This is a genomic window from Amycolatopsis sp. WGS_07 (genome assembly GCF_045278895.1).
Classification (GTDB): Bacteria; Actinomycetota; Actinomycetes; order Mycobacteriales; family Pseudonocardiaceae; genus Amycolatopsis.
In genome coordinates, this window is sequence record NZ_CP136053.1 from 5841696 (window position 1) to 5868447 (window position 26752).

General features: G+C 69.5%; 18 protein-coding genes, 2 pseudogenes and 1 riboswitch. Of the genes and pseudogenes, 12 read left to right on the forward strand and 8 right to left on the reverse strand.

The features are described from left to right. The first annotated feature begins 54 nt into the window (after positions 1-54). The 5 genes and pseudogenes from RPX00_RS27660 (at position 55) to RPX00_RS27680 (ending at position 6049) form a co-directional block, all read left to right on the forward strand. Positions 55-2853, forward strand: coding sequence for a S8 family serine peptidase (locus tag RPX00_RS27660; protein WP_406629690.1), 2799 nt, complete (start codon positions 55-57; stop codon positions 2851-2853). 333 nt (positions 2854-3186) lie between these two features. Beyond that, positions 3187-3864, forward strand: a complete 678-nt coding sequence (locus RPX00_RS27665; RefSeq protein WP_406629691.1) for an acVLRF1 family peptidyl-tRNA hydrolase — start codon at positions 3187-3189, stop codon at positions 3862-3864. A 158-nt stretch (positions 3865-4022) separates the two neighbouring features. After that, positions 4023-4610: pseudogene (locus tag RPX00_RS27670) on the forward strand (ATP-binding cassette domain-containing protein); the annotation flags it as partial. Positions 4611-4733: 123 nt separating this feature from the next. Then, the gene (locus tag RPX00_RS27675) at positions 4734-5660 is read left to right on the forward strand and encodes an ABC-F family ATP-binding cassette domain-containing protein (RefSeq protein WP_370648251.1); all 927 of its coding nucleotides are present in this window, start codon (positions 4734-4736) and stop codon (positions 5658-5660) included. 179 nt (positions 5661-5839) lie between these two features. Next, positions 5840-6049, forward strand: coding sequence for a helix-turn-helix domain-containing protein (locus RPX00_RS27680; RefSeq protein WP_003071237.1), 210 nt, complete (start codon positions 5840-5842; stop codon positions 6047-6049). On the opposite strand, the pseudogene RPX00_RS27685 reads toward RPX00_RS27680, so the two are convergent. Further along, positions 6044-7344: pseudogene (locus tag RPX00_RS27685) on the reverse strand (glycosyltransferase 87 family protein); the annotation flags it as partial. The gene RPX00_RS27680 and the pseudogene RPX00_RS27685 overlap by 6 nt on opposite strands. Before the next feature lie 190 nt (positions 7345-7534). Here RPX00_RS27685 and RPX00_RS27690 point away from each other — a divergent pair. Further along, complete coding sequence (locus RPX00_RS27690) at positions 7535-9400, forward strand: ABC transporter ATP-binding protein (protein WP_406629693.1); 1866 nt, start codon at positions 7535-7537, stop codon at positions 9398-9400. A gap of 54 nt (positions 9401-9454) precedes the next feature. Here the strand turns inward: RPX00_RS27690 and RPX00_RS27695 are convergent, their stop codons facing one another. Continuing rightward, positions 9455-10183, reverse strand: coding sequence for an SIS domain-containing protein (locus tag RPX00_RS27695; protein WP_406629694.1), 729 nt, complete (start codon positions 10181-10183; stop codon positions 9455-9457). A 66-nt stretch (positions 10184-10249) separates the two neighbouring features. On the opposite strand from RPX00_RS27695, the gene RPX00_RS27700 reads away from it, so the two are divergent. The 5 genes from RPX00_RS27700 (at position 10250) to RPX00_RS27720 (ending at position 15182) form a co-directional block, all read left to right on the forward strand. Next, complete coding sequence (locus RPX00_RS27700; RefSeq protein WP_406629696.1) at positions 10250-10990, forward strand: alpha/beta hydrolase; 741 nt, start codon at positions 10250-10252, stop codon at positions 10988-10990. 89 nt (positions 10991-11079) lie between these two features. Further along, on the forward strand, positions 11080-12333 hold the full coding sequence (locus RPX00_RS27705) for a class I SAM-dependent methyltransferase (RefSeq protein WP_406629698.1): 1254 nt from the start codon (positions 11080-11082) through the stop codon (positions 12331-12333). A gap of 105 nt (positions 12334-12438) precedes the next feature. Next, positions 12439-13632 (forward strand): LCP family protein, encoded by a 1194-nt coding sequence (locus tag RPX00_RS27710; protein ID WP_406629700.1) that lies wholly within the window; start codon positions 12439-12441, stop codon positions 13630-13632. A gap of 74 nt (positions 13633-13706) precedes the next feature. After that, on the forward strand, positions 13707-14231 hold the full coding sequence (locus RPX00_RS27715; RefSeq protein ID WP_406629702.1) for a GNAT family N-acetyltransferase: 525 nt from the start codon (positions 13707-13709) through the stop codon (positions 14229-14231). Positions 14232-14279: 48 nt separating this feature from the next. Then, positions 14280-15182: a hypothetical protein gene (locus tag RPX00_RS27720; protein ID WP_406629703.1), complete on the forward strand. Its 903-nt coding sequence runs from the start codon at positions 14280-14282 to the stop codon at positions 15180-15182. Here RPX00_RS27720 and RPX00_RS27725 read toward each other — a convergent pair. Then, complete coding sequence (locus tag RPX00_RS27725; protein ID WP_406629705.1) at positions 15127-15585, reverse strand: peroxiredoxin; 459 nt, start codon at positions 15583-15585, stop codon at positions 15127-15129. The two genes, RPX00_RS27720 and RPX00_RS27725, sit on opposite strands and share 56 nt — an antisense overlap. A gap of 224 nt (positions 15586-15809) precedes the next feature. Between RPX00_RS27725 and RPX00_RS27730 the strand changes: the two genes are divergently transcribed. After that, a complete protein-coding gene (locus RPX00_RS27730) occupies positions 15810-16205 on the forward strand; it encodes a hypothetical protein (RefSeq protein ID WP_406629706.1) in 396 nt (131 codons plus the stop codon). A 68-nt stretch (positions 16206-16273) separates the two neighbouring features. On the opposite strand, the gene RPX00_RS27735 is transcribed toward RPX00_RS27730, so the two are convergent. The 5 genes from RPX00_RS27735 to RPX00_RS27755 all read right to left on the reverse strand — a co-directional run bounded on the left by RPX00_RS27735 (position 16274) and on the right by RPX00_RS27755 (position 26743). Further along, positions 16274-18109, reverse strand: coding sequence for a diguanylate cyclase domain-containing protein (locus RPX00_RS27735; RefSeq protein ID WP_406629708.1), 1836 nt, complete (start codon positions 18107-18109; stop codon positions 16274-16276). 264 nt (positions 18110-18373) lie between these two features. Next, positions 18374-19777 carry a cytochrome P450 gene (locus RPX00_RS27740; RefSeq protein WP_406643120.1) on the reverse strand — a complete coding sequence of 468 codons (1404 nt, stop codon included), beginning with the start codon at positions 19775-19777 and terminating at the stop codon, positions 18374-18376. Between the two features lie 253 nt (positions 19778-20030). Next, positions 20031-22292, reverse strand: coding sequence for a 5-methyltetrahydropteroyltriglutamate--homocysteine S-methyltransferase (gene metE / locus RPX00_RS27745; RefSeq protein ID WP_406629710.1), 2262 nt, complete (start codon positions 22290-22292; stop codon positions 20031-20033). A 103-nt stretch (positions 22293-22395) separates the two neighbouring features. Next, a riboswitch (cobalamin riboswitch) is annotated at positions 22396-22604 on the reverse strand. Positions 22605-22673: 69 nt separating this feature from the next. Beyond that, a complete protein-coding gene (locus tag RPX00_RS27750; protein ID WP_406629712.1) occupies positions 22674-23747 on the reverse strand; it encodes a ribonucleotide-diphosphate reductase subunit beta in 1074 nt (357 codons plus the stop codon). Positions 23748-23761: 14 nt separating this feature from the next. Next, a complete protein-coding gene (locus tag RPX00_RS27755) occupies positions 23762-26743 on the reverse strand; it encodes a ribonucleoside-diphosphate reductase subunit alpha (protein ID WP_406629713.1) in 2982 nt (993 codons plus the stop codon). Positions 26744-26752 lie beyond the last annotated feature (9 nt).

Consider the following 26752-nt stretch of genomic DNA (forward strand, 5'->3'; position numbering starts at 1 on the left):
CGTCGGAACCGTTCACCAAGAGCCTCGACGAAAACCGCGAGAAGACGGACGGGCGTGGTCGCCGCGGCGGTGCTTGCCGCCGGGCTGGCGACACCGCCCCTCGCGGAAGCGCAGGAGTCCACTGTGGACACTGCGAACAGTCAGATCGCCGCGCTGCAGGCGCTCAAAGCCGGGCAGACCGCGACTGAGTCCAAAATAGACAGCAAACTGCTCGTCCAGGAGAAGATGCGCACGCGGAGCCTGAGCGCCGCCGCGTTGCCGGGCCTCTCGAAAACAGGGGACAAGGCGCTCGTCGACATCCGGGTCACGAAGGTCAGCGACGGGCTCGTCAACGACCTGGTCAAGGCTGGTGCCGCGGTGCGCGCGGTGTCGAGCGCGGCGGCGAGCATCCGGGCCGAGGTGCCGCTGGGGGCGTTGCCGGAGATCGCGAAACGCGGCGACGTGAAGCACGTCGAGACCGCGGACCTGGCGATGACGGCGCGGCAACGGGACAACAAGGAAAGCACTGAAACCAAGCAGCAGAAGGCTGATCGCATCGATCGGCAGCTCAAGGAAGCCCTCGCCACGCAAGCCAAGGCGCCGGTCGTCAGCGCGGGGGACCGGGCGCACAACGCGGACGCGGCGCGCCAGCAGTTCGGGGTGACCGGCACCGGGGTGAAGGCGTGCGCGCTGTCCGACGGGGTCGATTCGCTGGAGGTTTCCCGGGCCAAGGGCGAGCTTCCGGCGGTCGATGTCCTGACCGGACAGGCAGGCACCGGTGACGAAGGCACCGCGATGCTGGAGATCATCCACGACCTCGCCCCGAACGCGAAGCTCGGTTTCGCGACGGCGTTCACCTCGGACGCGAGTTTCGCCGACAACATCCGCAAGCTGCGCTTCGAAGCGCACTGCGACGTGATCGTCGACGACGTCATCTACTTCAAGGAATCCCCGTTCCAGGACTGGATCATCGCGCAAGCGGTGAACGACGTGACGGCCAACGGCGCGCTCTACTTCTCGTCCGCGGGCAACGAAGGCAACGTCGCCGACGGCACCGCGGCGCACTGGGAAGGCGACTTCGTCGATTCCGGCGTCCCGATCGGCAAATTCGCCGGCACTGCGCACAACTTCGCCGGTGCGGCCGGAAAGCAGGTGTTCGAGCCGATCTCGGACGCGTCGTCGGCCAACGTCCCGGTGACGTTGCACTGGTCCGACCCGGTCGGCGCGGCCGCCGACGACTACGACCTTTACCTCCTCGACGCGCGCGGCAACGTCGTCAGCTTCAGCCAGGACGTCCAGAACGGCACCCAGGACCCGTACGAGCAGCTGGCCACCCCGCTGTTCGGCGGCAGCGGCCTGCGGCTCGCCGTGGTGAAGTTCTCCGGGGCCAACCGGTATCTCTCGCTGACCGCGTTCGGCAGCCGGTTCCGCGACTCCGCGGACGGGCTCAAGGCGTACTCCACGCCCGGCGCGGTCGTGGGCCACGCGGCGGCGCGCAAGGCGTTCGCGGTCGCCGCGGCACCCGCCGAGGCGGCGTTCGGGCGGCCGCTCGAACCGGGCGACCCGGCCAACCCGACCGGACCGTATCCGGCGGCGTATTCGGGGGCCAGCAAGGCGGAGCGGTTCAGCTCGGACGGTCCGCGGCGCGTGTTCTACGAGGCCAACGGCACCCCGATCACGCCGGGCGACGTGTCCTCGACCGGCGGCGAGGTCCGGCAGAAGCCGGAAATCACCGCGGCGGACGGCGTGCACACCTCGGTGAGCGGGTTCGACCCGTTCTTCGGCACGTCGGCCGCGGCACCGCACGCGGCCGCGATCGCGAGCCTGGTGCTGTCCGGCAATCCCGGACTGTCCAATTCGGACGTTCGCGAGGCGTTCCTGAAGACCGCGGTGGACATCGAAGCACCCGGCCCGGACAACCTCACCGGCGCTGGAGTGGTGTTGGCGGACAAGGTATTGACCTACACCGGAGCCAGCCCGCAGCCGTACGCGGAGGCCGGGCAGCCGACCGTCCGCGGCCCCAGCGGCGGCAGCACGCTCAACCCCGGTGAGACCGCGACGGTCACGCTGCCGGTGAAGAACAACGGCGACGGCACCGCGGTGTCCACGAGCGTCGTGCTCTCCTCGCCGACTCCGGGCGTCACGATCGAGCCGCGCGCGAAGTCGTACGGCACGATCAGCCCGGGGCAGACCGGGATCAACGACTTCACCGTCACGGTTCCGGCCAGCCAGCAGCTCGGTTCGCCGGTGGTGCTCAACGCGCGGGTGACGTTCGCGGGCTCGTACTCGCCGCGGACCAGCACGTTCGGGCTGCCGGTCGGGACGCCGTCGCCGGTCGCGCAGACGTTCGCTTACGCCGGCCCGGCGGTCGCGATCCCGGACAGCTCGTCGCTCGGCGCCTCGGTCCCGCTCGTGGTGAGCGGCGTCGGGCCCGCGTCGAAGGTGTCGCTGTCGATCGACGGCACCACCTGCACCGCCGCGGAGAAGGCGACCACGGTCGGCATCGACCACACCTACGTCAACGACCTGGTCGGCACGCTGACCTCGCCGTCCGGCGCGACGGCGACGCTGTTCCAGAAGGGCGGCGGCAGCGGCAACAACCTCTGCCAGGTCGTGTTCGACGATTCGGCGGCCAAGCTGTTCAGCACGACCGGGTCGCCGGACGCGCCGTACACCGGCACCTACCGTCCGGTCACGCCGCAGGCCCAGCCGGGCACGTCGGCGGACGGCACGTGGACGTTCAAGGTCGTCGACACCACCGGCGGCGACACCGGTTCGATCCGCAGCGTTTCGCTGCACGTCAACGGGTACGTCGCGGCCGGACGTCCGGCGGACGTGCAGAAAGTGGTGACGAGAGGACCTCAGCTGGCTTAACGGACGCGGGGCCGTCGCGAACCGCGGCGGCCCCGTACCGTTTCCGGTATCAATGCCAGGGACTTAAGGCAGCGCTATGGGTGCCGTTGAGAGGATCGTCTGCCCTGGTTGAGGGGGCTGGCCAGGGTCGGCGCGGCTCGTGGCGAGTGGCGGGAGCGGGTTGGTCGTTCGTGAGGGACTCCTTCACGGAATCTGATTCCCTCAGGGGTCCCCTCACGGACCTTCGGATACGGTCATACTGGGGTCAATCGGGCAGTTCGGTGCCGCTGGCGTCCTTTGTGGATGGTCCAGCAGCCGTGGGTCACGCAGCTTAAGTCCCGTACCGTTTTCGGTATGGCACGGCAGGTCGCGGGCGGCGGACGGGCGGTGGAGGTCCCGCCGGAACGGCTCGACGGCTGGTTCGCGCGCTTCGCGGAACGCAACGACGGCGCGGCGACTACAGTTCTCGCTGCGACCGAAGTACGGGTCTCAGCCGGCAACGGCACCACGGCCACCGCGACTGTCCAGTTTGGACCGTTGGCCGAGCGAGGCGAATACCCCGGGCTGGCCGTCGAACCACTGATCCGGCACGTACGAACGCCGCGGCTGATCGCGCTGCTGCTGGTCCGCAAGGGCGCACATTCGCTCGGGCTCGCGTACGACGGCCGCGTAGTTCTTTCCCGGACCGACCGCCATCACGTACAAGGCCGAACCGCGGCAGGTGGCTGGTCGCAGCAACGCTTCGCCCGCCGCCGGGAAGGTCAGACGCGCGCGGCGCTGCATTCGGCGGCGCGGGACGCGTACGAAGTTCTGCTCCCGCGAATGTCCGAAGTGGACGCTGTGGTGCTCGGCGGAGACCGCCGGGCGCTGGACGAACTGCGCGCCGACCGCAGGCTCGCCCCGGTGTTCGACCGGGTGGAGCCGTGCGTGCTGGAAATCCCCGGACCGCGGCGCGAGGTGCTGGCCGAGGCGGCGCTGCGGGCGCGCGCGGCGGAGCTGGTGGTGAGGGAGCCGACAGCGGGCCCCGAGTGAATCCGGACACGGCCTCGAAAACCGTTCGACGCCGACCCGTACACTGGGTTCGTGGTCATCAGGGCATTCGTGCGGATTCAGAGAGAATAACCGCCCGCCCCGCATCGTGCGCGGTGCCGGGGCGCTCCAGCACGTCCACCCGACCACCCCCGTCTCCGGGAGTTCTCTTGATCACGGCCACCGGCCTTGAGCTGCGCGCCGGTTCGCGCATCCTGCTCAACGGCGCCACCCTCCGCATCCAGTCCGGCGACCGCATCGGCCTCGTCGGCCGCAACGGCGCGGGCAAGACCACCTCGCTGAAGGTCCTCGCGGGCGAGGGCGAACCGCACGCCGGCGACGTCCGGCGCAGCGGCGAACTCGGCTACCTGCCGCAGGACCCGCGCGAGGGCGACCTGTCGGTCACCGCGAAGGACCGCGTGCTGTCCGCGCGCGGGCTCGACACCCTGCTGCGCGACATGGAAAAGGCGCAGACCTCGATGTCCGAGCTGGTCGACGACAAGCAGCGGGACAAGGCGATCAACCGCTACGCGCGGCTCGAAGAGCGGTTCTCCTCGCTCGGCGGGTACGCCGCGGAGAGCGAGGCCGCGCGGATCTGCTCGAACCTCGGCCTCGCCGACCGCATCCTTTCCCAGACGCTGAGCACGCTTTCGGGCGGTCAGCGCCGCCGCGTCGAGCTGGCGCGCATCCTGTTCGCCGCCGCCGAGGCGGGCGCGGGCGGCAAGTCCGAGACGATCCTGCTGCTGGACGAGCCGACCAACCACCTGGACGCCGACTCGATCAACTGGCTGCGCGGCTTCCTCAAACAGCACGACGGCGGACTCGTGGTGATCAGCCACGACGTCGAACTGCTCGGCGACGTCGTGAACAAGGTGTGGTTCCTCGACGCCACGCGCGGCGAGATCGACATCTACAACATGAGCTGGCAGCGCTACCTCGACGCGCGCGCCACCGACGAGAAGCGCCGCCGCCGCGAGCGCGCGAACGCCGAGAAGAAGGCGTCCGCGCTGCAGGCGCAGGCCGCGAAGCTCGGCGCGAAGGCGACCAAGGCCGTCGCGGCGAAGAACATGGCCCGCCGCGCGGAGCAGATGCTGTCCTCGCTCGACGAGACGCGCCAGGCGGACAAGGTCGCCCGGATCAAGTTCCCGGAACCGGCCTCGTGCGGGCGCACGCCGCTGACCGCGGACGGACTGTCCAAGTCGTACGGCTCGCTGGAGATCTTCACCGGCGTCGATCTGGCGATCGACCGCGGCTCGAAGGTCGTCGTGCTCGGATTGAACGGAGCCGGAAAGACGACATTGCTCCGGCTGCTCGGCGGAATGGAAACCCCGGACACCGGATCCGTCGAACCGGGTCACGGATTGCGTTTGGGCTATTACGCACAGGAACACGAAACTCTCGACCACGAAGCGTCGGTGTGGGAAAACATCCGCCATCTCGCTCCGGACACCGGCGCGCAGGAGCTGCGGAACCTGCTCGGCTCGTTCCTGTTCACCGGCGAGCAGCTCGACCAGCCCGCCGGGACGCTGTCCGGCGGCGAGAAGACCCGGCTCGCGCTCGCTGGACTCGTGTCCAGCCAAGCCAATGTGCTGCTGCTGGACGAACCGACGAACAACCTCGACCCGGCCAGCCGCGCGCAGGTGCTCGACGCGCTGCGCAGCTTCGCCGGCGCGGTCGTGCTGGTGACGCACGACCCGGGCGCGGTCGAGGCGCTCGAACCCGAGCGCGTGATCCTCCTTCCGGACGGAACCGAGGACCACTGGTCCGCCGATTATCTTGAACTTGTCCAGCTTGCCTGACCGAGTGCGTCCGTTCGGGTGCTTACCGTGTCGGCGAAAGCACTGGAATGGCCCAATGTGATCGCGGTTTCGATCGTTTTACGGCTGTCGTCTGGCAATCCGGCGCGTAGTGTTCGATCATTGCCCCGGCAGGGGCCGCGAATGGCCCGGAACAACCACTCGGCGGGAAGGCGATCGACGTGGCTGATCTCAAGAAAGGCGCGCGGATCACCGGCAACACGCGCGACAAGCTGGCCGCTGACCTGAAGAAGAAATACGAGAAGGGCTCGAGCATCCGGGCGCTGGCCGAATCCACCGGACGGTCCTACGGGTTCGTCCACCGGGTGCTGTCGGAGTCCGGGGTCCAGCTGCGGGGGCGCGGCGGGGCCACGCGAGTCAAGAAGAAGTAGCGTCAGCGCGGCCGTTGCGCGGGGGCGCGCGGTCGGTCCGGAGGCCCGGAAGGTCAGCGCGGCGCCGAGGAGTACCAGCGGGTACACGAGGTAGCCGTACCGGGTGGCCGGAGTGAGAAGGATCAACGCGCCGAGTCCGACGGCGGTTCGCGTCAGTGCAGCGGATCCCGTCGCGGGGGGCCGGCGTGCCAGCCAGACCAGCATCGCCACCGCCGCAAGGCCCACCAGCACCAGCGAAATCGCGGTGCCGGCCGGTCCGGCCTGTGCGATCAGATGCCCGGGCAGCGGGCTCGCCGCGGGGAGCGGACCGCGCCCATGCCGAGCGGGAAGCGGATCACGTGCTCGGTGAACGCCGCCGGGTTCGCCAGATACACCGGCAGGTGCAGCACGATCGTCGTCACGGCGAGCGCGGCCGCGAAGCGACCTGTTGCCGCCCAAGGATTTTCGCCGCGCGCACGCCGGTAAACGAATACCGCGAGCACCGCGGCCGCCGGCGCGACGATGAGTTTCGCGCTGATCACCAGCGCCAGCACGAGCCCGGTCCATCCCGGACGGCCGGACGCGGCGAGCGCGAAGGCCAGCACGAGCAGCCCGACGATCGCGAGGTCCGGACCGGCCACCGCCCAGGTCAGCGCGGTGAGCGGACAGGCGATCGCGAGCTGTGCGGCGAAAACCGGGATCCGGGGCCGGTTCAGCAGCCGCCAGGACGCGTAAGCGCAGAGCACCGCGGCGAGCGCGAACATCCAGCGCGCGTCGGTCAGTGCATTGAGGACCGGGGTGCCGCCGAACAACGCGCGCGGCAGCCCGAAGACGGTCATCACCGGGCCGTAGGGCGTGTAGTCGTTCACCACCGGCGCGCGGCCGAGCGCGGCGATGTCGACGTACGGGGTTCCGCTGTGCAGCAACAGATCCGCGCTGCGCTCGATCACCCACACCTCGGGCTGCGCGGCCCACGAGAACGGGGTGATCAGCCAGTCGGTTCCGGTCAGCCGCCGGATCACCAGCATCAGCAACGGCGCGCACATAGCGAGCACGACTACCGCGCCGATCCCGATCCAGCGCGAACCGAATTTGCCGTTAGTTTGCATTCCGCGCCGCGCGGAAAACAGCAGCCATCCGCTGTGCGCGGCCGCCAATCCGTATCCGGCGACCGCGAAATTGCCCCAGATCCGGTAGCCGTAGAACTCCGAGGCGAGCGCGGTGCCGAGCGCGAAGGCGAAGCAGCCGGCGTAAAAGACGAGATCCCAGGCGGCGACGCGCACCGGAGGGGACGCCTCGGCGCGCGCAGGGGCCATCAGCAGTTCCACCCGCGTTTCCTCCCCCGTTCGCCGACCCCGAAACGCCAGGCTACCGAGCCGCGCCGCACCGCCCGCGCCCCGGCCCGGTCCGGTCGGGAAGAATGCGGGGCGGCCCGGTGTTGTGCAGGTCATCTCCGGAAAAAAGTTCAAGTAATCTAGAGGTTTTCACGAGCTGGGGGACACTCCAATGGACAACACCTGGGCGCTGCTCAGCTCCGCGATGCGGGCCGGCGACGCGCCGAAAGCGCTGACCAAAGGCACGCTCCGGCGCGTCGCGCGGTTCGCCCGCCCGCACTGGAAGCGGCTGCTGGCCTTCCTGGTGCTCACCGTGATCTCGGCGGTGCTGGCGGTGACGACGCCGGTGCTCGCGGGCAAGGTGGTCGACGCGATCGTCGGCGGGCACGAGCTGAACGTGGTGGTCTGGCTGTCGGTGGTGATCGCGGTGCTCGCGATCGTCGACGCCGGGATGGGGCTGGCCGAACGCTGGCAGTCCGCGCGGATCGGCGAGGGCATCATCCTCGACCTGCGCGTGGCCGTGTTCGAGCACGTGCAGAAGCTGCCCATCGCGTTCTTCACCCGCACTCGCACCGGCGCGCTGGTCAGCAGGCTCAACAACGACGTGATCGGCGCGCAGCGCACGTTCACCGCGACTTTGTCCGGTTTGGTCACCAACGTGATCCAGTTGGCGCTGTCGCTGGTCGTGATGGTGTCGCTGTCCTGGCAGGTGACGCTCGTCGCGCTGGTGCTGTTGCCGATTTTCGTACTGCCCGCGCGCCGGCTCGGCCGCCGCATGGCCGGGCTGCAGCGCGAGGCCGCCCAGCTCAACGCCGGGATGACCACGCAGATGACCGAACGGTTCTCCGCGCCGGGCGCGACCCTGGTGAAGCTGTTCGGCCGGCCGCGCCAGGAGGTCGCCGACTTCGGCCTCCGCGCCGGACGGGTGCGCGACATCGGCGTGCGCACCGCGATGCTGACGCGCTGGTTCATGACGAGCCTGACGCTCGTGTCGGCGCTCGCACAGGCGCTGGTCTACGGACTCGGCGGCTACCTCGCGCTCACCGGGAAGCTCGAACCGGGCACCGTGGTGGCGCTGGCGCTGTTGCTGACCCGCCTGTACACCCCGCTGACCGCGCTCGCGAACGTGCGCGTGGACGTGATGACCGCGCTGGTGTCGTTCGAGCGCGTCTTCGAGGTGCTGGACCTGGAGCCGATGATCAAGGAGCCGGCCGAGCCGAAGAAGCTGCCCGAGGGCGGGGTTTCGGTCGAGTTCTCCGGCGTGCGGTTCGGCTACCCGGCGGCGGACAAGTTCTCGCTCGCCTCGCTGGAGGACGTGGCCACTTTGGACAGCCGGGGCGGCGAAGAAGTGCTGCACGGCGTGAGTTTCCGCGCCGAGGCCGGGCAGATGGTCGCGCTGGTCGGTTCGTCCGGCGCGGGCAAGTCGACGATCGCTTCGCTGCTGCCGCGGCTGTACGACGTGGACGAGGGTGCGGTCCGACTGTCCGATGTGGACGTCAAGGACCTGAGTTTCGCTTCCCTGCGCGAAACCGTCGGCGTGGTGACCCAGGACGGGCACCTGTTCCACGACACGATCCGCGCCAACCTGAGCTACGCGCGCCCGGACGTCACCGACGACGAGATCTGGGCCGCGCTGGAGAAAGCCCGGCTGGGCGATCTCGTGCACTCGCTGCCGGACGGGCTCGACACCACCGTCGGCGAACGCGGCTACCGGCTCTCCGGCGGGGAACGACAGCGGCTCACCATCGCGCGGCTTTTGCTGGCCCAGCCGAAGGTCGTCGTGCTGGACGAAGCGACGGCGCACCTGGATTCGGAATCCGAGGCCGCGGTGGGCGAAGCGCTCACCGGCGCGCTGGAAGGCCGGACGTCGCTGGTGATCGCGCACCGCCTGTCGACCGTGCGGGCGGCGGATCTGATCCTGGTGGTGGAAAACGGCGACATCGTGGAACGCGGCACGCACGACGAACTGCTGGCGCGGGAAGGGCGGTACGCGGAGCTGTACCACACGCAGTTCTCGGAGGAGGCTGCGGCAGCGTAGTGGGGTCGTGAGTGTTGATCACGGTTCTAACCGTGATCAACACTCACGACGCGATCAGCGCAAGGCGGGCACCCGAGGCTCGTACTTCGCCAGCAGCGCCGCGTTCGCCGCGTCGCCACCCTCCACATTGGAGCTGCGCCACAACGGAACGTCGAGCCCCTCGGCGGTGCCCCGGTCGTAAACCTCAGCCAGAATCAGATTCCACAGGAACGCATTGACCACAGTGGACAGCGGTCCAGTACGCGGGGCGTCCGCCGGATAGCTGGCGTCGCCGGGAATCACCAGCGAATCCAGCACCACGGTGCCTTCCTCGGCCAGCGTCGTGGCGGACCGGCGCGGCGCGGCGGCCACGCACGCCCGCGACGTCACGGCGATCACCGCGGCGCCTCGGCGACGCGCACCGGAGGCCAGTTCGACCGGGTACGGATTCACGCCGGAGGTCGAGAACACGACCAGCACGTCGTCCGGTCCCGGCGCGCGTTCGGCCAGCACCTCCTCGGCGAGGCCGGAGCGGCGCTCGGTGCGCGTGCTGTGCTGCGCGCCGTGCAGCGGCAGCAGTTCCGGGTGGTACAGCGGATAGACGCAGGCGAGCCCGCCCGCGCGGTAGAACGTCTCGGCGACCGCGGCGAGCGAGTGCCCGGCGCCCGCGGTGAAGATCAGCGCGTCGGCCCGGATCACCCCCAGCAGCAGGTCGGCGGCTGCGGAGATCTGCGCGGCATTGGCCGCCGCGGCTGCCTCGAGCTGGTCCGAAGTGCTCTTCACGAGATCCGTGGCGCTCACCACACCTGCCCTTCCTCGCGGGTCCGGGCACCGAATCTATCGGGTGGACACGCTTCGTGGTGGATTACCGTGGAGTTGATCGAAACGGGGGTGCCGGTGAACGGGAAACGGCAAGGCGGCCAATCGGATCCGGCCGTGCGGGTGTGGCGGGCCCCCGGGCAGACCCGCGCGGTGGCGCTCGTGCTGCACGGCGGGGCCGAACGCAGCACCGCGGTCGTCCGGCCGTGGCGGCTGGCGTACCAGCGGATGGTGCCGCTCGCGCGGTCGCTGCACCGCGCCGGACGGCAGCACGGCCTGGAAGTCCGGCTCATGCGCAACCGGCTGTACGGCTGGAACGGGCGGCTGGAAAGCCCGGTGCCGGACGCCCGCTGGGCGCTCGACCGCATCCGCGCCGACCATCCCGGGCTGCCGGTGGTCCTCGTCGGCCATTCGATGGGCGGCCGCGTCGCGCTGCGGGTCGCCGACGATCCGGCGGTGACCGGCGTGTGCGCGATGGCCCCGTGGACGCCGCCGGGCGAACCGGTGGACGCGGTGGCCGGCCGGGCGGTGCTGATCGCGCACGGCACCCGCGACCGGATGACCTCGCCCGCCGAGTCCTACGCCTTCGCCGCGCGCGCCCGCGAGGTCACCGAGCTGGTGGCCCGGTTCGAGATCGCCGGGGAGGGCCATTCGATGATCCGCCGTCCCGCGGTCTGGACCCGGCTGATGTGTGCTTTCACACTGGACCGGATCGGACCGGGGGAAACGGACGAGACTCTTCTCCAGGCCTGGTCCCGCCCTTCCGGCGACCGGCTGCGCATCCCGGGGTGACCGGCGATCGCGGCCAGGTCGCGAGGGCAGCGGGGACGAAGCGGGAATATCATGGGGAAGGGCTCGAAAGCCCGTTCGGAGGGAGTGTCTTGTCCACGTCACGAGTCGATCCGACGGTGGTCTCGCAGCCGGTGCCCGACGAATCCCGATGGCCCGGTCTCGCCACGCCGCCGCATTCGCCGCTGCGGGCGCGCGCGGCCGAGGCGCTGTTCCGGCACGCGGTGAAAACGCTGGACGTGCGCGTCACCTTCCCGGACGGGACGGTGCTGGGCGCGGGCGGCCCGGACGCGCCGGAGATGCGCATCCACCGGCCGGCGGCGTTCTTCCACCGGCTCGGCGCCGACGCGAAGATCGGCTTCGGCGAGGCGTACCTGGTCGGCGACTGGACGGCCGACGACCTGGCCGGCGTCCTCACGCCGTTCGCCGAGCGGCTGTCCACGCTCGTGCCGCCGTTCCTGCAGCGGTTCCGCCGGTTCGCCGAGCGGATGCAGCCGTCGGAGGAAGAGAACACGATCGAGGGCGCCCGGTCGAACATCCACCGGCACTACGACCTGTCGAACGACCTGTTCAGCGCGTTCCTGGACGAGTCGATGATGTACTCCTCGGCGCTGTTCGGGCCCGGGGACACGCTCACCCAGGCGCAGCACCGCAAGCTCGACAGCGTGCTCGACTACGCCGGCGTGCGCGAGGGCAGCGAGGTGCTGGAGATCGGCACCGGATGGGGCGAATTGTCCATTCGCGCGGCTTCTCGCGGCGCGAAGGTCACGTCGCTGACCATCTCGCAGGAGCAGAAGGTGCTCGCCGACGCGCGGATCGCCGAGGCGGGCCTGTCCGACCGCGTCGACGTGCGGCTGTGCGACTACCGCGAGGCCACCGGCGAGTACGACTCGGTGGTCAGCGTGGAGATGATCGAGGCGGTCGGCGCGTCCTACTGGCCCACGTTCTTCTCCACGATCGGCAAGCGGCTGCGCCCGGGCGGCCGGTTCGGCCTGCAGGCGATCACCATGGACCACGACCGGATGCTGGCCTCGGCGAAGTCCTACACGTGGATCCACAAGTACGTCTTCCCCGGCGGCATCATCCCGTCGGTGCAGGCGATCGAGGACGGGATGCGCGAGAACACCCGGCTGAAGCTGGCCGGGATGCGCGAGTTCGGCCAGGACTACGCCCGCACGCTCAAACTGTGGCGGGACCGCTTCCAGCAGCGCTGGGACGACATCCGCGGGTTCGGGTTCGACGACGTGTTCCGGCGGATGTGGGAGTTCTACCTGGCCTACTCCGAGGCCGGGTTCCGGTCCGGGCATCTGAAGGTCCACCAGTTCGGGTTCGCCGACCCTCGCTGACCTCACCTCTCCCCGCCGGGACAACCCGCGTAGGGTCCCGCACGTCCACCGCAGGAGACCGCGCGGGACACCGCGCGGCCGCACACCGGATCGGGGAGACAGGCCATGACGTACGGAGGCGACGACGGCAGGCGGCGGATGCCGCCCAGGCCACCGCAGCCCCCCGCACGCCCGCGCCAGCAGCAGCGGGCGCAGATGCTGCCGCTGCCGGGGAGAGGGCAGAGCCCCTACGACGCCCGCACCCGGCCGATGGGCTCGCGTGGCGAGGCTCCGGCCCCGCCGCCGGCGCCGCCGCGCCAGGACCCGCCGGAGTACGGGGGCCAGCAGCCGCGGCCGCGCCGCCGCCGCCGGTGGAGCGTGGGCAAGATCCTGCTGACGCTGCTGATCGTGTTCGTGCTGTTCGTGGGCGCGGTCTGGGCGTACCTGGAGTTCTCGATCAACCGGGTGGACGCGATCGGCGACTACGCCGGGCGCCCGGCCGCGGCGTCGGGCACGAACTGGCTGATCGTCGGGTCGGACAGCCGCCAGGGCCTGACCGCGGAGGACGAGGAGCGGCTGGCCACCGGCGACACCGGCGAGGCGGGCGGGCAGCGCACCGACACGATCATGATCGCGCACCTCCCGGACAACTCGACGAAGCCCACGCTGCTGAGCCTGCCGCGCGACTCGCAGGTGAAGATCCCCGGCCACGGCACGAGCAAGATCAACGCCGCGTTCGCGCTCGGCGGGCCGAAACTGCTGGTCCAGACGGTCGAACAGGCCACCGGCCTGCGCATGGACCACTACGCGGAGATCGGCTTCGGCGGGTTCGCGAACATCGTCGACGCGATCGGCGGGGTCGACATGTGCATCGAAAAGGACATGAGCGACCCGATGACCGGCATCGACATCAAGGCGGGCTGCCAGAAGCTCGACGGCCGCTCGGCGCTCGGCTTCGTCCGGATGCGCCACGCCGAGGCGACGCCGCGCTCGGACCTCGACCGGGTCGCGAACCAGCGGAAGTTCATCGGCGCGCTGGTGAGCCAGGTGGCGAGCCCGGGCACGCTGCTGAACCCGTTCGACTTCTTCCCGCTGCTCGGCTCCGCGCCGGACGCGCTGACCATGGACACCGGCGACCACGTGCACAACCTGGCCGGCCTGGCGATCGCGATGCGCGGGATTTCGTCCGACGGCGTCACGACCACGACGGTGCCGCTCACCGACGCGTCGGCGCAGCACTGGGACAAGAAGAAGTCCGGGCAGCTGTTCGACGCGCTGAAGAACGACACCGAGGTGCCGAAGGACATCGTGATGAACTGATTTCCGCACTGGAACGGCGGCGGTCTTCGCGAAATTCGCGAGCCCGCCGCCGTTTCTGCTGTCAGGATGACGGTATGGACACTCTCACCGACGGCGTGGTCACCCTCGTGCGCTGGGCCCCGGAGCACCGGGACCGGCTTGTGGACACGGTCGTAGGATCGCTCGACCACATCAGCCCCTGGCTGCCCTGGGCGATCGACGGCTACGACCAGGCCAAGGGAGACGAGTTCCTCCGGCACGCCGCGGAGCAGTGGGAGAGCGGGGAAGCGCACCACTACGCGGTTTTCTCCCCGGACGGTGAACTGGCGGGCAGCAGCGGCCTGATGCGCCGGGGCGAGGGCCGGGAGATCGGGTACTGGCTGGCGAAATCCCAGACGGGCAAGGGGTATGTGACCCGGGCGAGCACGCTGCTGGTGTCGTTGGCTTGGCAGCTGGGTGCTACGCACGTGCTGATCAAGCACGATTCGCGGAATGCCCGCAGCGGGGCGGTTCCGGCGCGGCTGGGGTTTGTCCAGGCGGGGGAGGAGAAGGCCGAGCCGCCGTTGCCTTCGGGGTGCAGCGGGGTGAATGTGGTGTGGCGGCTCGATCGGCCGGAGTGACCGGAACGGACCATCGTGTGCCACGCGGGTCGCGGCTAGGCTGAAAATGTGGGCAAAATTCGTCGACGGGTGTCGGCGTGGTGGTATTCGCTGCCGTTCGGCTTGGTCGCGCTGACAGTTTTGTGCGGACCTTTCCTGCGTGCGCACGGAACCGGGATCGCCGAGCGCGCGGCGAATCCGGCGGCTGGCCCGGGATCCGTGCTCACCCTGGAGATGGATCCCGGGATCACTTATCGGCTGTTTCAGGATAATCAAGGACGGCAAATCGGCAGGATTTGCCGGTTCTCGGCGGGGAATCAGGCGTGGCCGGAACTGGAACGCAACGGGGAATCCGTCGCCGGGTTTCGCAATCCGCCTCAGCGGGTCGTCCACGACGGCCACGCGTTCGCTTACCTCGCGTCCGTTTTCAGCGAACGTGCGGTGAGAGCGACGATTTCCTGTGCGGGCGGGCCGTTGCTGGCCGAGGAGGCCGCGGTGTCCGGCCCCGCGGTCACCGGCGTCGCGATCATGGCCGGGGTGAGCTTGCTGGCGCTGGTCCTGGTGGCCGCGGCCCGGCTGCTGACCCGCCGGTTGCCTCCCCGGCCCGCGGCGGTCCGGGGCCGCCTCTCCGCGTCCCGCCGGGGATGGGCGGTCGCCGGAGCGGTTCTGGCGGTCCTGGCGAGCGTCGTGATCGCCACCTCGCCGAATGTCACGGACGGCACCGCTGGGGTCTACTGGTTCTTCACCCTCGCCGCCGCCGTGCCGGTTTTCGCGATCGGACCCCGGCAGTTCCGCGTTTCCTGTCTCGCGGCAGGCACGGCGCTCGTCGCTTTCTCCGTGCTCGGTTTCTTCTGGTTCTTCGTTTATCTGCTCCCGTCCGGAATCATTCTCCTGGCGACGGGGTTCAGCACGCCGGTCACGCCTCCGAGTGCTCCCGAAGCACCTTCAGTGCCCGATCAGCATGCGCGGTGAAGTTCAGTTCGCTCTTGATCACGTCCAGAACCCGCCGGTCCGTCCCGATCACGAAGGTCTGCCGTTTCGTGTGCAGGGGAAGGATTTTGCGCCACACGCCGAACTGCTTGGCCACCGTACCGTCCACATCGGACAGTAGTGGATAGTCGAAATCGTGCTTCGCGGAGAACTCGCGTTGTTTGCCGACCGCGTCCGGGCTGATGCCGACGCGTTGTGCGCCCGCTTCGGCGAATTCCGCGGCCAGGTCCCGGAAATGGCAGCTTTCCGCGGTGCAGCCGCTCGTCATCGCGGCCGGGTAGAAGAACAGCACGACCGGGCCGTCGGACAGGAAGTCCGACAGGGTGCGTTCGACGCCCTGGTCGTCGGGGAGGGTGAAGTCGGGGGCGAGGTCGCCGGGCTGCATGGGAGTCCTTCCAGTCGGGTCGGTGGCATCATCTTGCCCGGGCGTCCGGTCGGCCGCGCGGCGGCCCGAGCCACTGGGCAAGGGGTGCCGAGGGTCGAGACGGATGGGCGTAACACGCGGGGTGGCGGCCGCGACCGTCAACCATGAAGTGCACGACCGCAACAGTGGCTACGTTGACGGCAGCCGTGGCTGCACTCACTGCATGCTCTGGCCAGGCACCCGCCGTGCCAGAGGCGACTCAAGCCGGCCAAACCATCGCACCGCCCGCCACCCGCATGTCGGCGCCAACGTTCACGATGAGGGGTGCATTCGACATCCCCGCAAGCGACGGCGTAAAGCTGGCGCAGGGGACGGCCTGTAAGGGCACAGGCACCTACTCAGATGCGGCAGCTGGCACCCCGGTGCGCGTCTACAACGGCAACGGCGAGGTGGTCGCCCAAGGCGCATTGCCGAACGGGATCTTTCAAGTAACCCCTATCGGCAGCGCCTGCGTCTTCTCGATCACGGTGTCCGCCGTCCCGGACGGGCTGCTTCAGTACGGAGTCCAGATCGGCGAGCACGGCGTTCGCCCGGTGAAGTCGGACGAGATGCACGCGTGGGTGTTCCTCTATGCCAGCTAGGCCGTCGAGCCGAGCGCTTGCCGGGCAGGCCATGCCAAGGACGACGTGGACCGGAAGACGGGCGACCGTCAGCTGGCGTGGCGGGCGATCATCTCGTCCACCTCGTCGCCCGTAGCGGATTCCGTCACGAACGAACCCCGGGCCGCCAGCACGCCCTGTTCCCGCAGGCGTTCCGCGTGCTTGGCGTCGCGCACGCCTTCCGCGCCGATGCGCAGCCCCAGCTCCTTCGCCCGGGTGACGAGCTGCGACAGGTGCCGTACGTCGGTCTCGGCCGGGTCGTCTCCGGCGAGGGCGTCGACTACCGGGCCGCTGAGGATCACGTGCTTGACCGGGAGCTGGTGCTGCGGGATCAGCTCCAGGTCGGACGAACCGGAGATGGTGAGCACGAGTTGCGCGCCGAGTTCGGCGAGCACGGTGAACGAGTCCAGCACCTCGCCCTCGCTGTCGAACATCGACGCGCGGTCGGTGCACAGGCGCAGTGCCCGGGCGGGCAGGCGGTGGCGGTCGAGCTGGTTCTTGACCAGCAGCACCAGATCCGGGTCGGTGGCCAGCCGCTTCGGCAGCCGGATGCAGACGTCCGGGGCGGCGGGGCCGTACTGCTCGCGCCAGCGCGCGGTCGCGCCGAGCGACTCCTGCAGGAGCCATTTGCCGAGCGGCACCGTCATGCCGGTGGTCTGCGCGAGCGGGTAGAACTCCTCGGGGCCGAGTTCGCCGCGTTCGGGATGGCTCCACAGCAGACCGGCGTTCACCGCGGCGATCTCGTCCTGCTTCGCGAGCTTGACTGTCGGCTGGTAGATCAGCGAGAACTCGCCGTTCTCCAGCGCTCCGGCGATCACCGCGCCGAGCTGGTAGCGGTTGCGGTCGCGCTCGTCGGCCGTCGGGTCGAACAGCATCCACTGCGCCTTGCCCGCTTCTTTCGCGCGGTGCAGTGCGAGTTCGGCCGCGCGCAGCAGGTCGCCGTGGGTGCCTTCGTTCGCCGGGCGGACGACGATCCCGATGCTCGCGCTCACGCCGATGCCGTGCCCGTCGACGTACACCGGCTCGCTGAGTTCCTCCAGCACCTGGTCGGCCAGCGCGACCGCCTGCTGCGCGGTCAGCTCCGGGCCGCGCAGGAGCACGGCGAAGCCGTCGCCGGACAGCCGGGCGACGTAGCCGTCGTGCTGGCCGGCGAACACCGAGGTCAGCTTCCGCGAGATCGCCTTCAGCACCAGGTCGCCCATGCCGGCGCCGAGGCCGTCGTTGATCACCTTGAAGCCGTCGATGTCCAGGTACAGCAAGGCGATCTCGGCGGAGCCGCCCGAGCCGAGCGCGACCTCCAGCTGGGCGTTGAACGCGGCGCTGTTGGGCAGTCCGGTGAGCGAATCGTGCAGGTTCTGGTGCCGCAGCCGTTCGCCGAGCAGGTGCAGGTCGTCGTCATCGGCGGCCATGAACACCGGGAAGTACGTGCCGGGCCGGTCGCCGGGCAGCGACGCGATCGTCACGTTCGTGGTGAGTTCGCCGTCGCGGCTGTGGCCGAGCTGCACGCTCTGGACGGTCCGGCGGGCGTCGGCGGTGAGCGGCAGCCCGTCGAGCGCGCCGCGCAGCCGGTCGGCGTCCTGCGGGCCGGCGGCGAGATCGGCGATGTGCTTGTCCCGCAGCGCGGCCGCGGTCGTGCCGAGCAGTTTGGCGAGCGCGGCGTTCGCCTCGACGACGGTTCCGTGCGGGTCGGTGAGCGCGATGCCGAGCGGAGCGGAGGCGAACAGCGCGGTGAAACGCCGCGTGGCGCCCGCGTCCTCGGGACGCGCGGCGACCTCGCCGGCGAAGTCGAGCAGCATCCGCTCCACCTCGGCGGGAGGGAGCGTTACTCCGTTGGTGTCAGTCAGCGTCGCCGCGTACTTGCGCGCGACGTCGACCAACCCTGGCATGGCACCAGGCTCCGGCACACTCCACCTCTTCATACGCGGACAAAGGCCAGCTCAGGACCGGTGCGGGGCGTCCGAAGACCCACACTGGGTACGAGTTGGCCGCAAGTGATGCCACGGCATCACGGACCAAACAGGGTGTCTACCGGCTGAACGAGTGATGGGCACTACACAACTGGTGACATCAAGTCACCTTGAGTACACGAAGGTGGCCTGTACTGCGGTTTTGTCTCCAGTTGTCGACCTTTCTGTCCCGCTCGGCGGCCGTCAACGATAGGCCAGGCGGGCCGGCAGTCCGTCGGCGGGCACCGGAAGCGACACGTAATCCCACTTGGCGACGTAGTCCTCGGGCACCGACCAGCGGTGCGCCCGCAGCAGCTCGTGCATGAGCGCCTTCACCTCCAGGCCGCCGAACTGCAGCCCGATGCACTTGTGCGCGCCGCCGCCGAACGGCATCCACGCGAACCGGTGCGACTTGTCCTCGCGGCGGTCCGGGCCGAACCGCTCGGGGTCGAAGCGCAGCGGGTCGGTCCAGTGTTCGGGGGAGTAGTGGTTCAGCGTCGGCGAGACCCCGACCAGCGTGCCCTTCGGCAGATAGTGGCCGAGGACCGCAGTGTCCTTTGTGGTCTTCCGCGTCAGCGACGGCACCGGCGCGCGCAGCCGCAGCGCCTCCTTCATGACCAGATCCAGCGTTTCGAGGCTTTCCAGTGCGTCGAGGTCCGGCAGTTCGTCGCCGAGGCGCAGCGACTCCTCGCGGGCGCGGTCCTGCCATTCCGGGTGTTTCGCGAGGTAGTAGGCCATCGCGCTGGCGGTGATGGTGGTCGTGTCGTGCGCGGCCATCATCAGGAAGATCATGTGGTTGACGATGTCGGCGTCGCTGAACCGGTCGCCGTCCTCGGAGGCGGCGTGGCAGAGGGCGGAGAACAGGTCGTCTCCGTCCGCGTCGCGCTTCGCCGCCAGGTTCTCGCCGAAATAGCGCTCCAGCGTCCGCCTGCCGCGCAAACCCGCGGCCCAGCGGCCGCCTGGCACCGGATACCGCACCACGGCGGTACCGGCGCGCACAGCGGCCACGAACGCGCGGTTGATGCGCTCGGCGTCGGCGGCTGACCGCATGCCCATGAAGACCTGCGTCGCGACGTCCAGCGTCAGCTGTTTGAACGCCCAGTACAGCTGGGGGCGGCCGGACGGCAGCGCGGCGACGCCTTCGCGCAGCGCCGGGCCCATCTGCGCGACGTAACCGCGGAGCCGGTCGCGGGTGAACGCCTCCTGCATGATCCGCCGGTGCAGGTGGTGCTCGCCGAAGTCGAGCAGCATGAGGCCGCGCTCGAAAAACCGCTCGATGAAGAACTTCCAGCCGTCCTGCGAGAACGCCTTGTCCTTGTTCACCAGCGCGGCCTGGGTGGCTTCCGGTCCGGACAGGGTCACGAGCCGCTGGCCGAACACGCCCATCCACGACACCGGGCCGTACTGCTCGAAGCGGCGCAGGCTGAAGTCGAGGCCGAACCGCATTCCGTCGAGGGTGTGGCCGATCAGCGGTGGACCGTCGTCGCCGAGGATCGGCTTCAGGCCGCTGCCCGGCGGGGGAGCGGCGAGTTCGCGGACCGGCCAGCGCGCGCCCAGCCAGCGTTCATCCACCTTGCGCGGCAACGGGATCGCGGTCAGCGGCGGCATCCGGCCGCGCAGGTTTTCCGAAAGCTTCGTGACGCCGTCGCTCCCGGCGTGGGCGACCTTGCCGAGCGCGCCGCCCGCCGTCGGGAATCCCGGTTTTCCGGTCACGTCCGCCATGGCGACCACCTCCCGGCCAGGGTATCGGCCGCGTCCACGGTCCCGCGTTATTGACGCGATGACAATACCTGCGGGCCCCGCCGTTCGGGTGATCCTCGGACCGGTGCCGGGCGAGGAGGCCGCCCGGCACCGGGGATGGTCAGCGCAGGTGCCGGGCCGCGCCGACCAGATGCCGCAGCGCGGGCTCGACCTCCGCGTAACCGCGGGTCTTGAGGCCGCAGTCCGGGTTGATCCACAGCCGCTCCGCCGGAACCGCGCCGAGCGCCGTGCGCACCAGGCCGGTCACCTCGTCCTCGTCCGGCACTCGCGGCGAGTGGATGTCGTAGACCCCGGGCCCGACGCCGCGGCCGAAGCCGGCCTCGGTCAGGTCGGCGAGCACCTCCATTTTCGAGCGGGCGGCTTCGATGCTGGTGACGTCCGCGTCGAGGGCGTCGATCGCGGGCAGCACGTCGCCGAACTCCGAGTAGCACATGTGCGTGTGGATCTGCGTGGTGTCCGCGACGCCGGAGGTGGCCAGCCGGAACGCGGGCACCGCCCAGCCGAAGTACGCCTCGCGGTCCGCCGCGCGCAGCGGCAGCAGTTCGCGCAACGCGGGTTCGTCGACCTGCACGATGCGGATCCCGGCCGCCTCCAGGTCCGCGACCTCGTCCCGGACGGCCAGCGCGACCTGTCGCGCGGTGTCGGCCAGCGGCTGGTCGTCGCGCACGAACGACCAGGCCAGAATCGTGACCGGACCGGTCAGCATGCCCTTCACCGGCCGGTCGGTGCGGCTTTGCGCGTACCGCGCCCACTCGACGGTCATCGGCTCCGGCCGCGAGACGTCGCCGAAGAGGATCGGCGGCCGGACGCACCGGGAGCCGTACGACTGGACCCAGCCGGCCGCGGTCGCCGCGAATCCGGTCAGCTGTTCGGCGAAGTACTGGACCATGTCGTTGCGTTCGGGTTCGCCGTGCACGAGGACGTCGAGCCCGAGATCCTCTTGCAGCCGCACGACGCGCTCGATCTCGGTGCGCATCGCGTCGCGGTAGGCGGTGTCGTCGAGTTTGCCCGCGCGGTGTGCGGCTCGGGCTCGGCGTACCTCGCCGGTCTGCGGGAAGGAGCCGATCGTCGTGGTCGGCAGCGGCGGCAGGTTCAGCGCTTTCTGTTGTGCTGCAGCACGTTCGGCGTACGGCGTGCGGACGGTGTCCTCCGGCTGGAGTGCCGCGACGCGGGCTCGGACGTTGGCGTCGTTCAGTTCCTTGGCCCCGGCCCGGTCGGCGACTGCGGCCCGTGCTGGGCTGAGGTCCACGTTCTCGCCGCGCAAGGCTTGGCCGAGCAGGACGACCTCGTCCACCTTTTGGCGGGCGAACGCGAGCCAGCTCTTCAAGCGTGGGTCGAGAGTTGTCTCCGCTTCCACGTCGTAGGGCACGTGCAGAAGTGAGCAGGAGGTCGAGATGCTCACGTGTGCTGCGGTGTCCCTCAGCCGTGCCGCGCGGGCAAGCGCGACGCCGGGGTCGGTGCGCCAGACATTACGTCCGTCTACGACTCCGGCTAGTACTTCCTTGTCGCGCAACGCTCCTTCCGCGGCGACCTTGTCTACAAAGGACGCGTCGGTGACCAGGTCGACGGCTATAGCTTCGATGGGGGAGCGGGCCAGGACGCCTAGCGCGCGGCCGAGTCCGCCGAAGTATCCGGCGGCTAGCAGCTTCGGCCGGTGGTTTTCCTTGGCCAGCCAGTGGTAGGCGCGGGTGAGCGCGTTGAACTCCGGCGTGGTCCGGTCTGCTGCGAAGGCTGGTTCGTCCAGTTGGACCCACTCGACGCCTTCGTCGGCCAGTTTGCCCAGGAGTTCGGCGTACGCGGGCAGCAGTTCGTCCAGCAGGTCCAGCGGGGTGAAGCCGGGCTCGGTCGATTTGGCCAGCAGCAGGAAGGTGACTGGGCCGACGAGTACCGGGCGCGGGGTGATGCCGAGTGTCCTAGCCTCGCGGACTTCGTCGATCGGGGCGGTGCCGGTGCGGGTGAAGCGGGAGTCCGGGCCCAATTCCGGGACTAGGTAGTGGTAGTTGGTGTCGAACCACTTCGTCATTTCGAGGGCGGGCGCGTCTGGGACTCCGCGGGCGGCGGCGAAGTAGGTGTCCAGCGGGGACAGGCCCAGGCGGGTGAAGCGGCCGGGCAGTGCGCCGAAGAGGGCGGCGGTGTCCAGGACCTGGTCGTAGAGGGAGAAAGTGCTCGACGGGATGGAGTCGAGGCCCTGGTCGCGCAGGGTCGTCCAGGTCTGCTCGCGCAGCCGCCGCCCGGTGGCCAGCAGGTCTTTCTCGGTGCTGGTGCCTGCCCAGTAGGACTCTAAGGCCCGTTTCAGTTCGCGGGACGGGCCGATGCGCGGGTAGCCCGTCACGGTGGCGCCGATGGTGTTCACAGCATGCATCCTCACGTGCTCGCCGGAAGAGTCCGGGCACGGGGAAAACCGTGCTTCGGTCGTGCCTTTTCCCGCGAGGCCTGGACTCACGCACGCCGTCGGCGTGCGTGCCATTGGCAGGTATTCGGACTCGTGGGCGTGTCGTTCGGCCTACCGGCCGTCGCTTCCCGGGCTGGGCGCCCAGTGCTTTACCGCGTTCGCGGTGACGGCTTTCGTTCCCACATACCGCTGCGGGGCAGTCCCGGATTCGCACCGGGTTCCCTGTTGCCTCGCCCCTGCGCGACCTTGCGAAAAAGCTCGGCCACGCACTGGCGAACCAGTGGCGTGGCCGAGCTTAGCGGTTCCGGCGCGGATCCGGCACAAGCCGGACGCGGCTCCCGGAGAGCGGGATCAGTCCCAGTCGAGCGCTCCGCCGGACTGGTATTCGATGACGCGGGTCTCGAAGAAGTTCTTCTCCTTCTTCAGGTCCATCGCCTCCGACATCCACGGGAACGGGTTCTCGTTCTCGCCGTAGATCGGGGCCAGCCCGATCTGCTGGGCGCGCCGGTCGGTGATGAAGTGCATGTACTGCTCGCACAGGTCCGCCGACAGGCCGAGCATGCCGCGCGGCATGGTGTCGCGGGCGTACTTCACCTCGAGTTCGCACGCGTCCTGCAGCATTCCGCGCACCTCGGCCTGGAACTCCTCGGTCCACAGGTGCGGGTTCTCGATCTTGATCTGGTTGATGCAGTCGATGCCGAAGTTCAGGTGGATCGACTCGTCGCGCAGGATGTACTGGTACTGCTCGGCGATGCCGACCATCTTGTTCCGCCGGCCGAGCGACAGGATCTGCGCGAAACCGGTGTAGAACCACATGCCCTCGAAGATCACGTAGAACGCCACGAGGTCGCGCAGGAACGCCTGGTCGGCCTCCGGCGTGCCGGTCTCGAAGTCCGGGTTCTCCAGGTTCTGCGTGTACTTCAGCGCCCACGCGTCCTTGTCCGAAATGGACGGGACCTCGCGGTACATGTTGAACAGCTCGCCCTCGACCAGGCCGAGGCTTTCGCAGATGTACTGGAATGTGTGCGTGTGCACGGCCTCCTCGAAGGCCTGGCGCAGCAGGTACTGGCGGCACTCCGGGTTGGTGATCTGCCGGTACACCGCGAGCACGATGTTGTTGGCCACCAAGGACTCCGCCGTGGCGAAGAAGCCGAGGTTGCGCTTGAGCATCTGCCGCTCGTCCTCGGTGAGGCCGTCCGGCGACTTCCACAGCGCGATGTCGGCCTGCATCGCGACCTCGGTCGGCATCCAGTGGTTGTTGCACGCCGCGAGGTACTTGTCCCAGGCCCACCGGTACTTCATCGGCAGCAGCTGGTTCACGTCGGCGCGCGCGTTGATCATCCGCTTGTCGTCGACGTTGATCCGGGCCGCGCCGACCTCGATCTCGCCGAGGCCGGTCGCGTCGGTCGTTTCCACGTTGGTCATGGTTCAGGGATTCCTTACTGGCAGGCTTCGCAGTCGGGGTCGTCGATCCGGCAGGCAGCGCCCTCGGCGGCGACGAAGTCGACGTCGGTCTTCGGCATCTCCTTCGGCTCCGCCGGGACGGCCGCGGCGGGCGACGGCGACGGCGCGGGGGAGGCGGCCGGGACCGCGGCGGACGGCGACGGCGACGGGGCCGGGGAAGGCGCGGCGGCCGGGGCAGCGGCAGCCGGGGCGGCCGGGGCCGGGGTGGCGGAGACGGCGTTCAGCTTGCCGTCGGTGCCGCGCAGGGTGCTCTTCTCCACGTGCGTCGCGGACTGCGCCCGCAGGTAGTACGTGGTCTTGAGGCCCTTGTGCCAGGCGTAGCGGTACAGCTCGTCGAGCTTGCGGCCGCTCGGGGCCGCGATGTACAGGTTCAGCGACTGCGCCTGGTCGATCCACTTCTGCCGCACCGAACCGGCGTCCACGATCCACTTCGACTCGATCTCGAAGGCGGTCGCGTACAGCGCCTTGAGGTCGTCCGGAACGCGGTCGATCTGGCCGAGGCTGCCGTCGAAGTACTTCAGGTCGCTGACCATGACCTCGTCCCACAGGCCGCGCGCCTTGAGGCTCTTGACCAGGTGCGGGTTGACGACGGTGAAGTCGCCGGACATGTTCGACTTGACGTACAGGTTCTGGAACAGCGGCTCGATCGACTGGCCGACGCCGGAGATGTTGGAGATCGTCGCGGTCGGCGCGATCGCCATCACGTTGGAGTTGCGCATGCCGACGGTCTTGACGCGCTCGCGCAGCGGGGCCCAGTCCAGCGTCGTCGAGGTGTCGACGTCGAGGCCGTCGCCCTGGCGGGCGTCGATGAGCAGCTGCATCGAGTCGATCGGCAGGATTCCCTTGCTCCACAAGGAACCCTCGAACGACTGGTACTGGCCGCGCTCCTCGGCGAGGTCGGTCGAGGCCGAAATCGCGTAGTAGGAGAGGTGCTCCATCGAGACGTCGGCGAACTTCACCGCTTCGGCGGAGGCGAACGGCACGCCGATCTCGAACAGCGCGTCCTGGAAGCCCATGATGCCGAGGCCGACCGGACGGTGGCGCAGGTTGGAGCGGCGCGCCTCCGGGATCGTGTAGAAGTTGATGTCGATCACGTTGTCGAGCATCCGGACCGCGGTGCGCACGGTCTTCTCGAGCCGCTCGGTGTCGAGCCCTTCGGGGGTGACGTGCTTGAGCAGGTTCACCGAGCCGAGGTTGCAGACCGCGACCTCCTCGGTGTTCGTGTTCAGCGTGATCTCGGTGCACAGGTTGGACGAGTGCACGACGCCGACGTGCTGCTGCGGCGAACGCAGGTTGCACGGGTCCTTGAAGGTGATCCACGGGTGGCCGGTCTCGAACAGCATGGTCAGCATCCGCCGCCACAGCTCGACCGCGCGGACCTTGCGGAACACCTTGATCTCGCCGCGCGCGGCGGCCGCCTCGTACTCGCGGTAGCGCTGCGCGAACGCGTTGCCGTAGAGGTCGTGCAGGTCCGGCGTCTCGTTCGGCGAGAACAGCGTCCACTCGGCGTTCGCCTCGACGCGGCGCAGGAACTCGTCCGGGACCCAGTTGGCGGTGTTCATGTCGTGCGTGCGCCGCCGGTCGTCGCCGGTGTTCTTGCGCAGGTCGAGGAATTCCTCGATGTCGACGTGCCAGGTCTCCAGGTACGCGCACGCCGCGCCCTTGCGCTTGCCGCCCTGGTTGACCGCGACCGCGGTGTCGTTGGCGATCTTCAGGAACGGCACGACGCCCTGGGACTGGCCGTTGGTGCCCTTGATGTGCGCGCCGAGGCCGCGGACCGGGGTCCAGTCGTTGCCGAGGCCGCCGGAGTACTTGGCCAGCAGCGCGTTGTTCTTGTACGCCTGGAAGATCGAGTCCAGGTCGTCGTCCACAGTGGTCAGGAAGCAGGACGACAGCTGCGCGCGGTTGGTGCCGCTGTTGAACAGCGTCGGGGTGGACGCCATGAAGTGGAACGTCGAGAGCAGCTCGTAGAACTCGATCGCGCGGGCTTCGCGGTCGTCCTCGCGGATCGCCAGGCCCATCGCCACGCGCATGAAGAACGCCTGCGGCAGCTCGAACCGGACGCCGTTGTGGTGCTGGAAGTACCGGTCGTACAGGGTCTGCAGGCCGAGGAAGCCGAAGTCGAGGTCGCGCTCGGGGCGGATCGCGGCGGTGATCTTGTCCAGGTCGAACCGGGTCAGCTCGGGGTCGACCAGTTCGAGCTGCACGGCGCGGCGCAGGTAGGAGCGGAAGTACGGCGCGTACTCGCCCGCCATCTCGTCCTGGCTGGCCTGGCGCGGGGTGCCGGCGAGGTAGCTCAGCGCCTCGCCGCGCAGCTTGTCCAGCAGCAGCCGGGCGGACACGTACGAGTAGTTCGGCTCCTGCTCGACGAGCACGCGCGCGGCCATGATCTGCGCGAGCGCCAGTTCGTCGGCGGTGATGCCGTCGTAGAGGTTGCGCTTGGCCTCGGCCAGCACCGGCTCGGCGGACACGTCCTCGAGCCCGGCGACGGCCTCGCCCACGACGTGCGAGACGCGGGCCCAGTCGAGCGGGCGGAGCGTGCCGTCGGCGCCCTTGACGCTGAGCGCGACCTCGGCCGAAGCCGGCGCGGCGGCCTCGCGGGCCTTCGTGCGCTCGTCGCGGTAGAGGACGTAGGCGCGGGCGACCTTGTGGTGCTCGCCGCGCATCAGGGCGAGTTCGACCTGGTCCTGGATCTGCTCGATGTGCAGCGCGGTCTCCGGGCCGGTGTGGCGCAGCAGCGCCGCCTCGACCTGCCCGGTCAGCTCCGCGACCACGTGGTGCACGCGGGAGGACGCGGCGGCGTCGCCGCCCTCGACCGCGAGGAAGGCCTTGGTCAGCGCCACCGAGATCTTGCCCGCGTCGAAGGGCGAGACGCTTCCGTCCCGCCGGATGACGCGGACCGCGCTCGGGGCCCCCTCCGCCGCCGACGGCGGCCGCTGACCGGTTTCCACTGACATGCGTGTCTC

Excerpts from the sequence above, each read along its gene's own strand:
- RPX00_RS27665 (WP_406629691.1), top strand. The coding sequence starts at position 3,187 with ATGGCACGGCAGGTCGCGGGCGGCGGACGGGCGGTGGAGGTCCCGCCG.
- RPX00_RS27690 (WP_406629693.1), top strand. The coding sequence starts at position 7,535 with ATGGACAACACCTGGGCGCTGCTCAGCTCCGCGATGCGGGCCGGCGAC.
- RPX00_RS27710 (WP_406629700.1), top strand. The coding sequence starts at position 12,439 with ATGACGTACGGAGGCGACGACGGCAGGCGGCGGATGCCGCCCAGGCCA.
- RPX00_RS27715 (WP_406629702.1), top strand. The coding sequence starts at position 13,707 with ATGGACACTCTCACCGACGGCGTGGTCACCCTCGTGCGCTGGGCCCCG.
- RPX00_RS27725 (WP_406629705.1), bottom strand. The coding sequence starts at position 15,585 with ATGCAGCCCGGCGACCTCGCCCCCGACTTCACCCTCCCCGACGACCAG.
- RPX00_RS27735 (WP_406629708.1), bottom strand. The coding sequence starts at position 18,109 with ATGCCAGGGTTGGTCGACGTCGCGCGCAAGTACGCGGCGACGCTGACT.
- RPX00_RS27740 (WP_406643120.1), bottom strand. The coding sequence starts at position 19,777 with ATGCCGCCGCTGACCGCGATCCCGTTGCCGCGCAAGGTGGATGAACGC.
- metE (WP_406629710.1), bottom strand. The coding sequence starts at position 22,292 with ATGCATGCTGTGAACACCATCGGCGCCACCGTGACGGGCTACCCGCGC.
- RPX00_RS27750 (WP_406629712.1), bottom strand. The coding sequence starts at position 23,747 with ATGACCAACGTGGAAACGACCGACGCGACCGGCCTCGGCGAGATCGAG.
- RPX00_RS27755 (WP_406629713.1), bottom strand. The coding sequence starts at position 26,743 with ATGTCAGTGGAAACCGGTCAGCGGCCGCCGTCGGCGGCGGAGGGGGCC.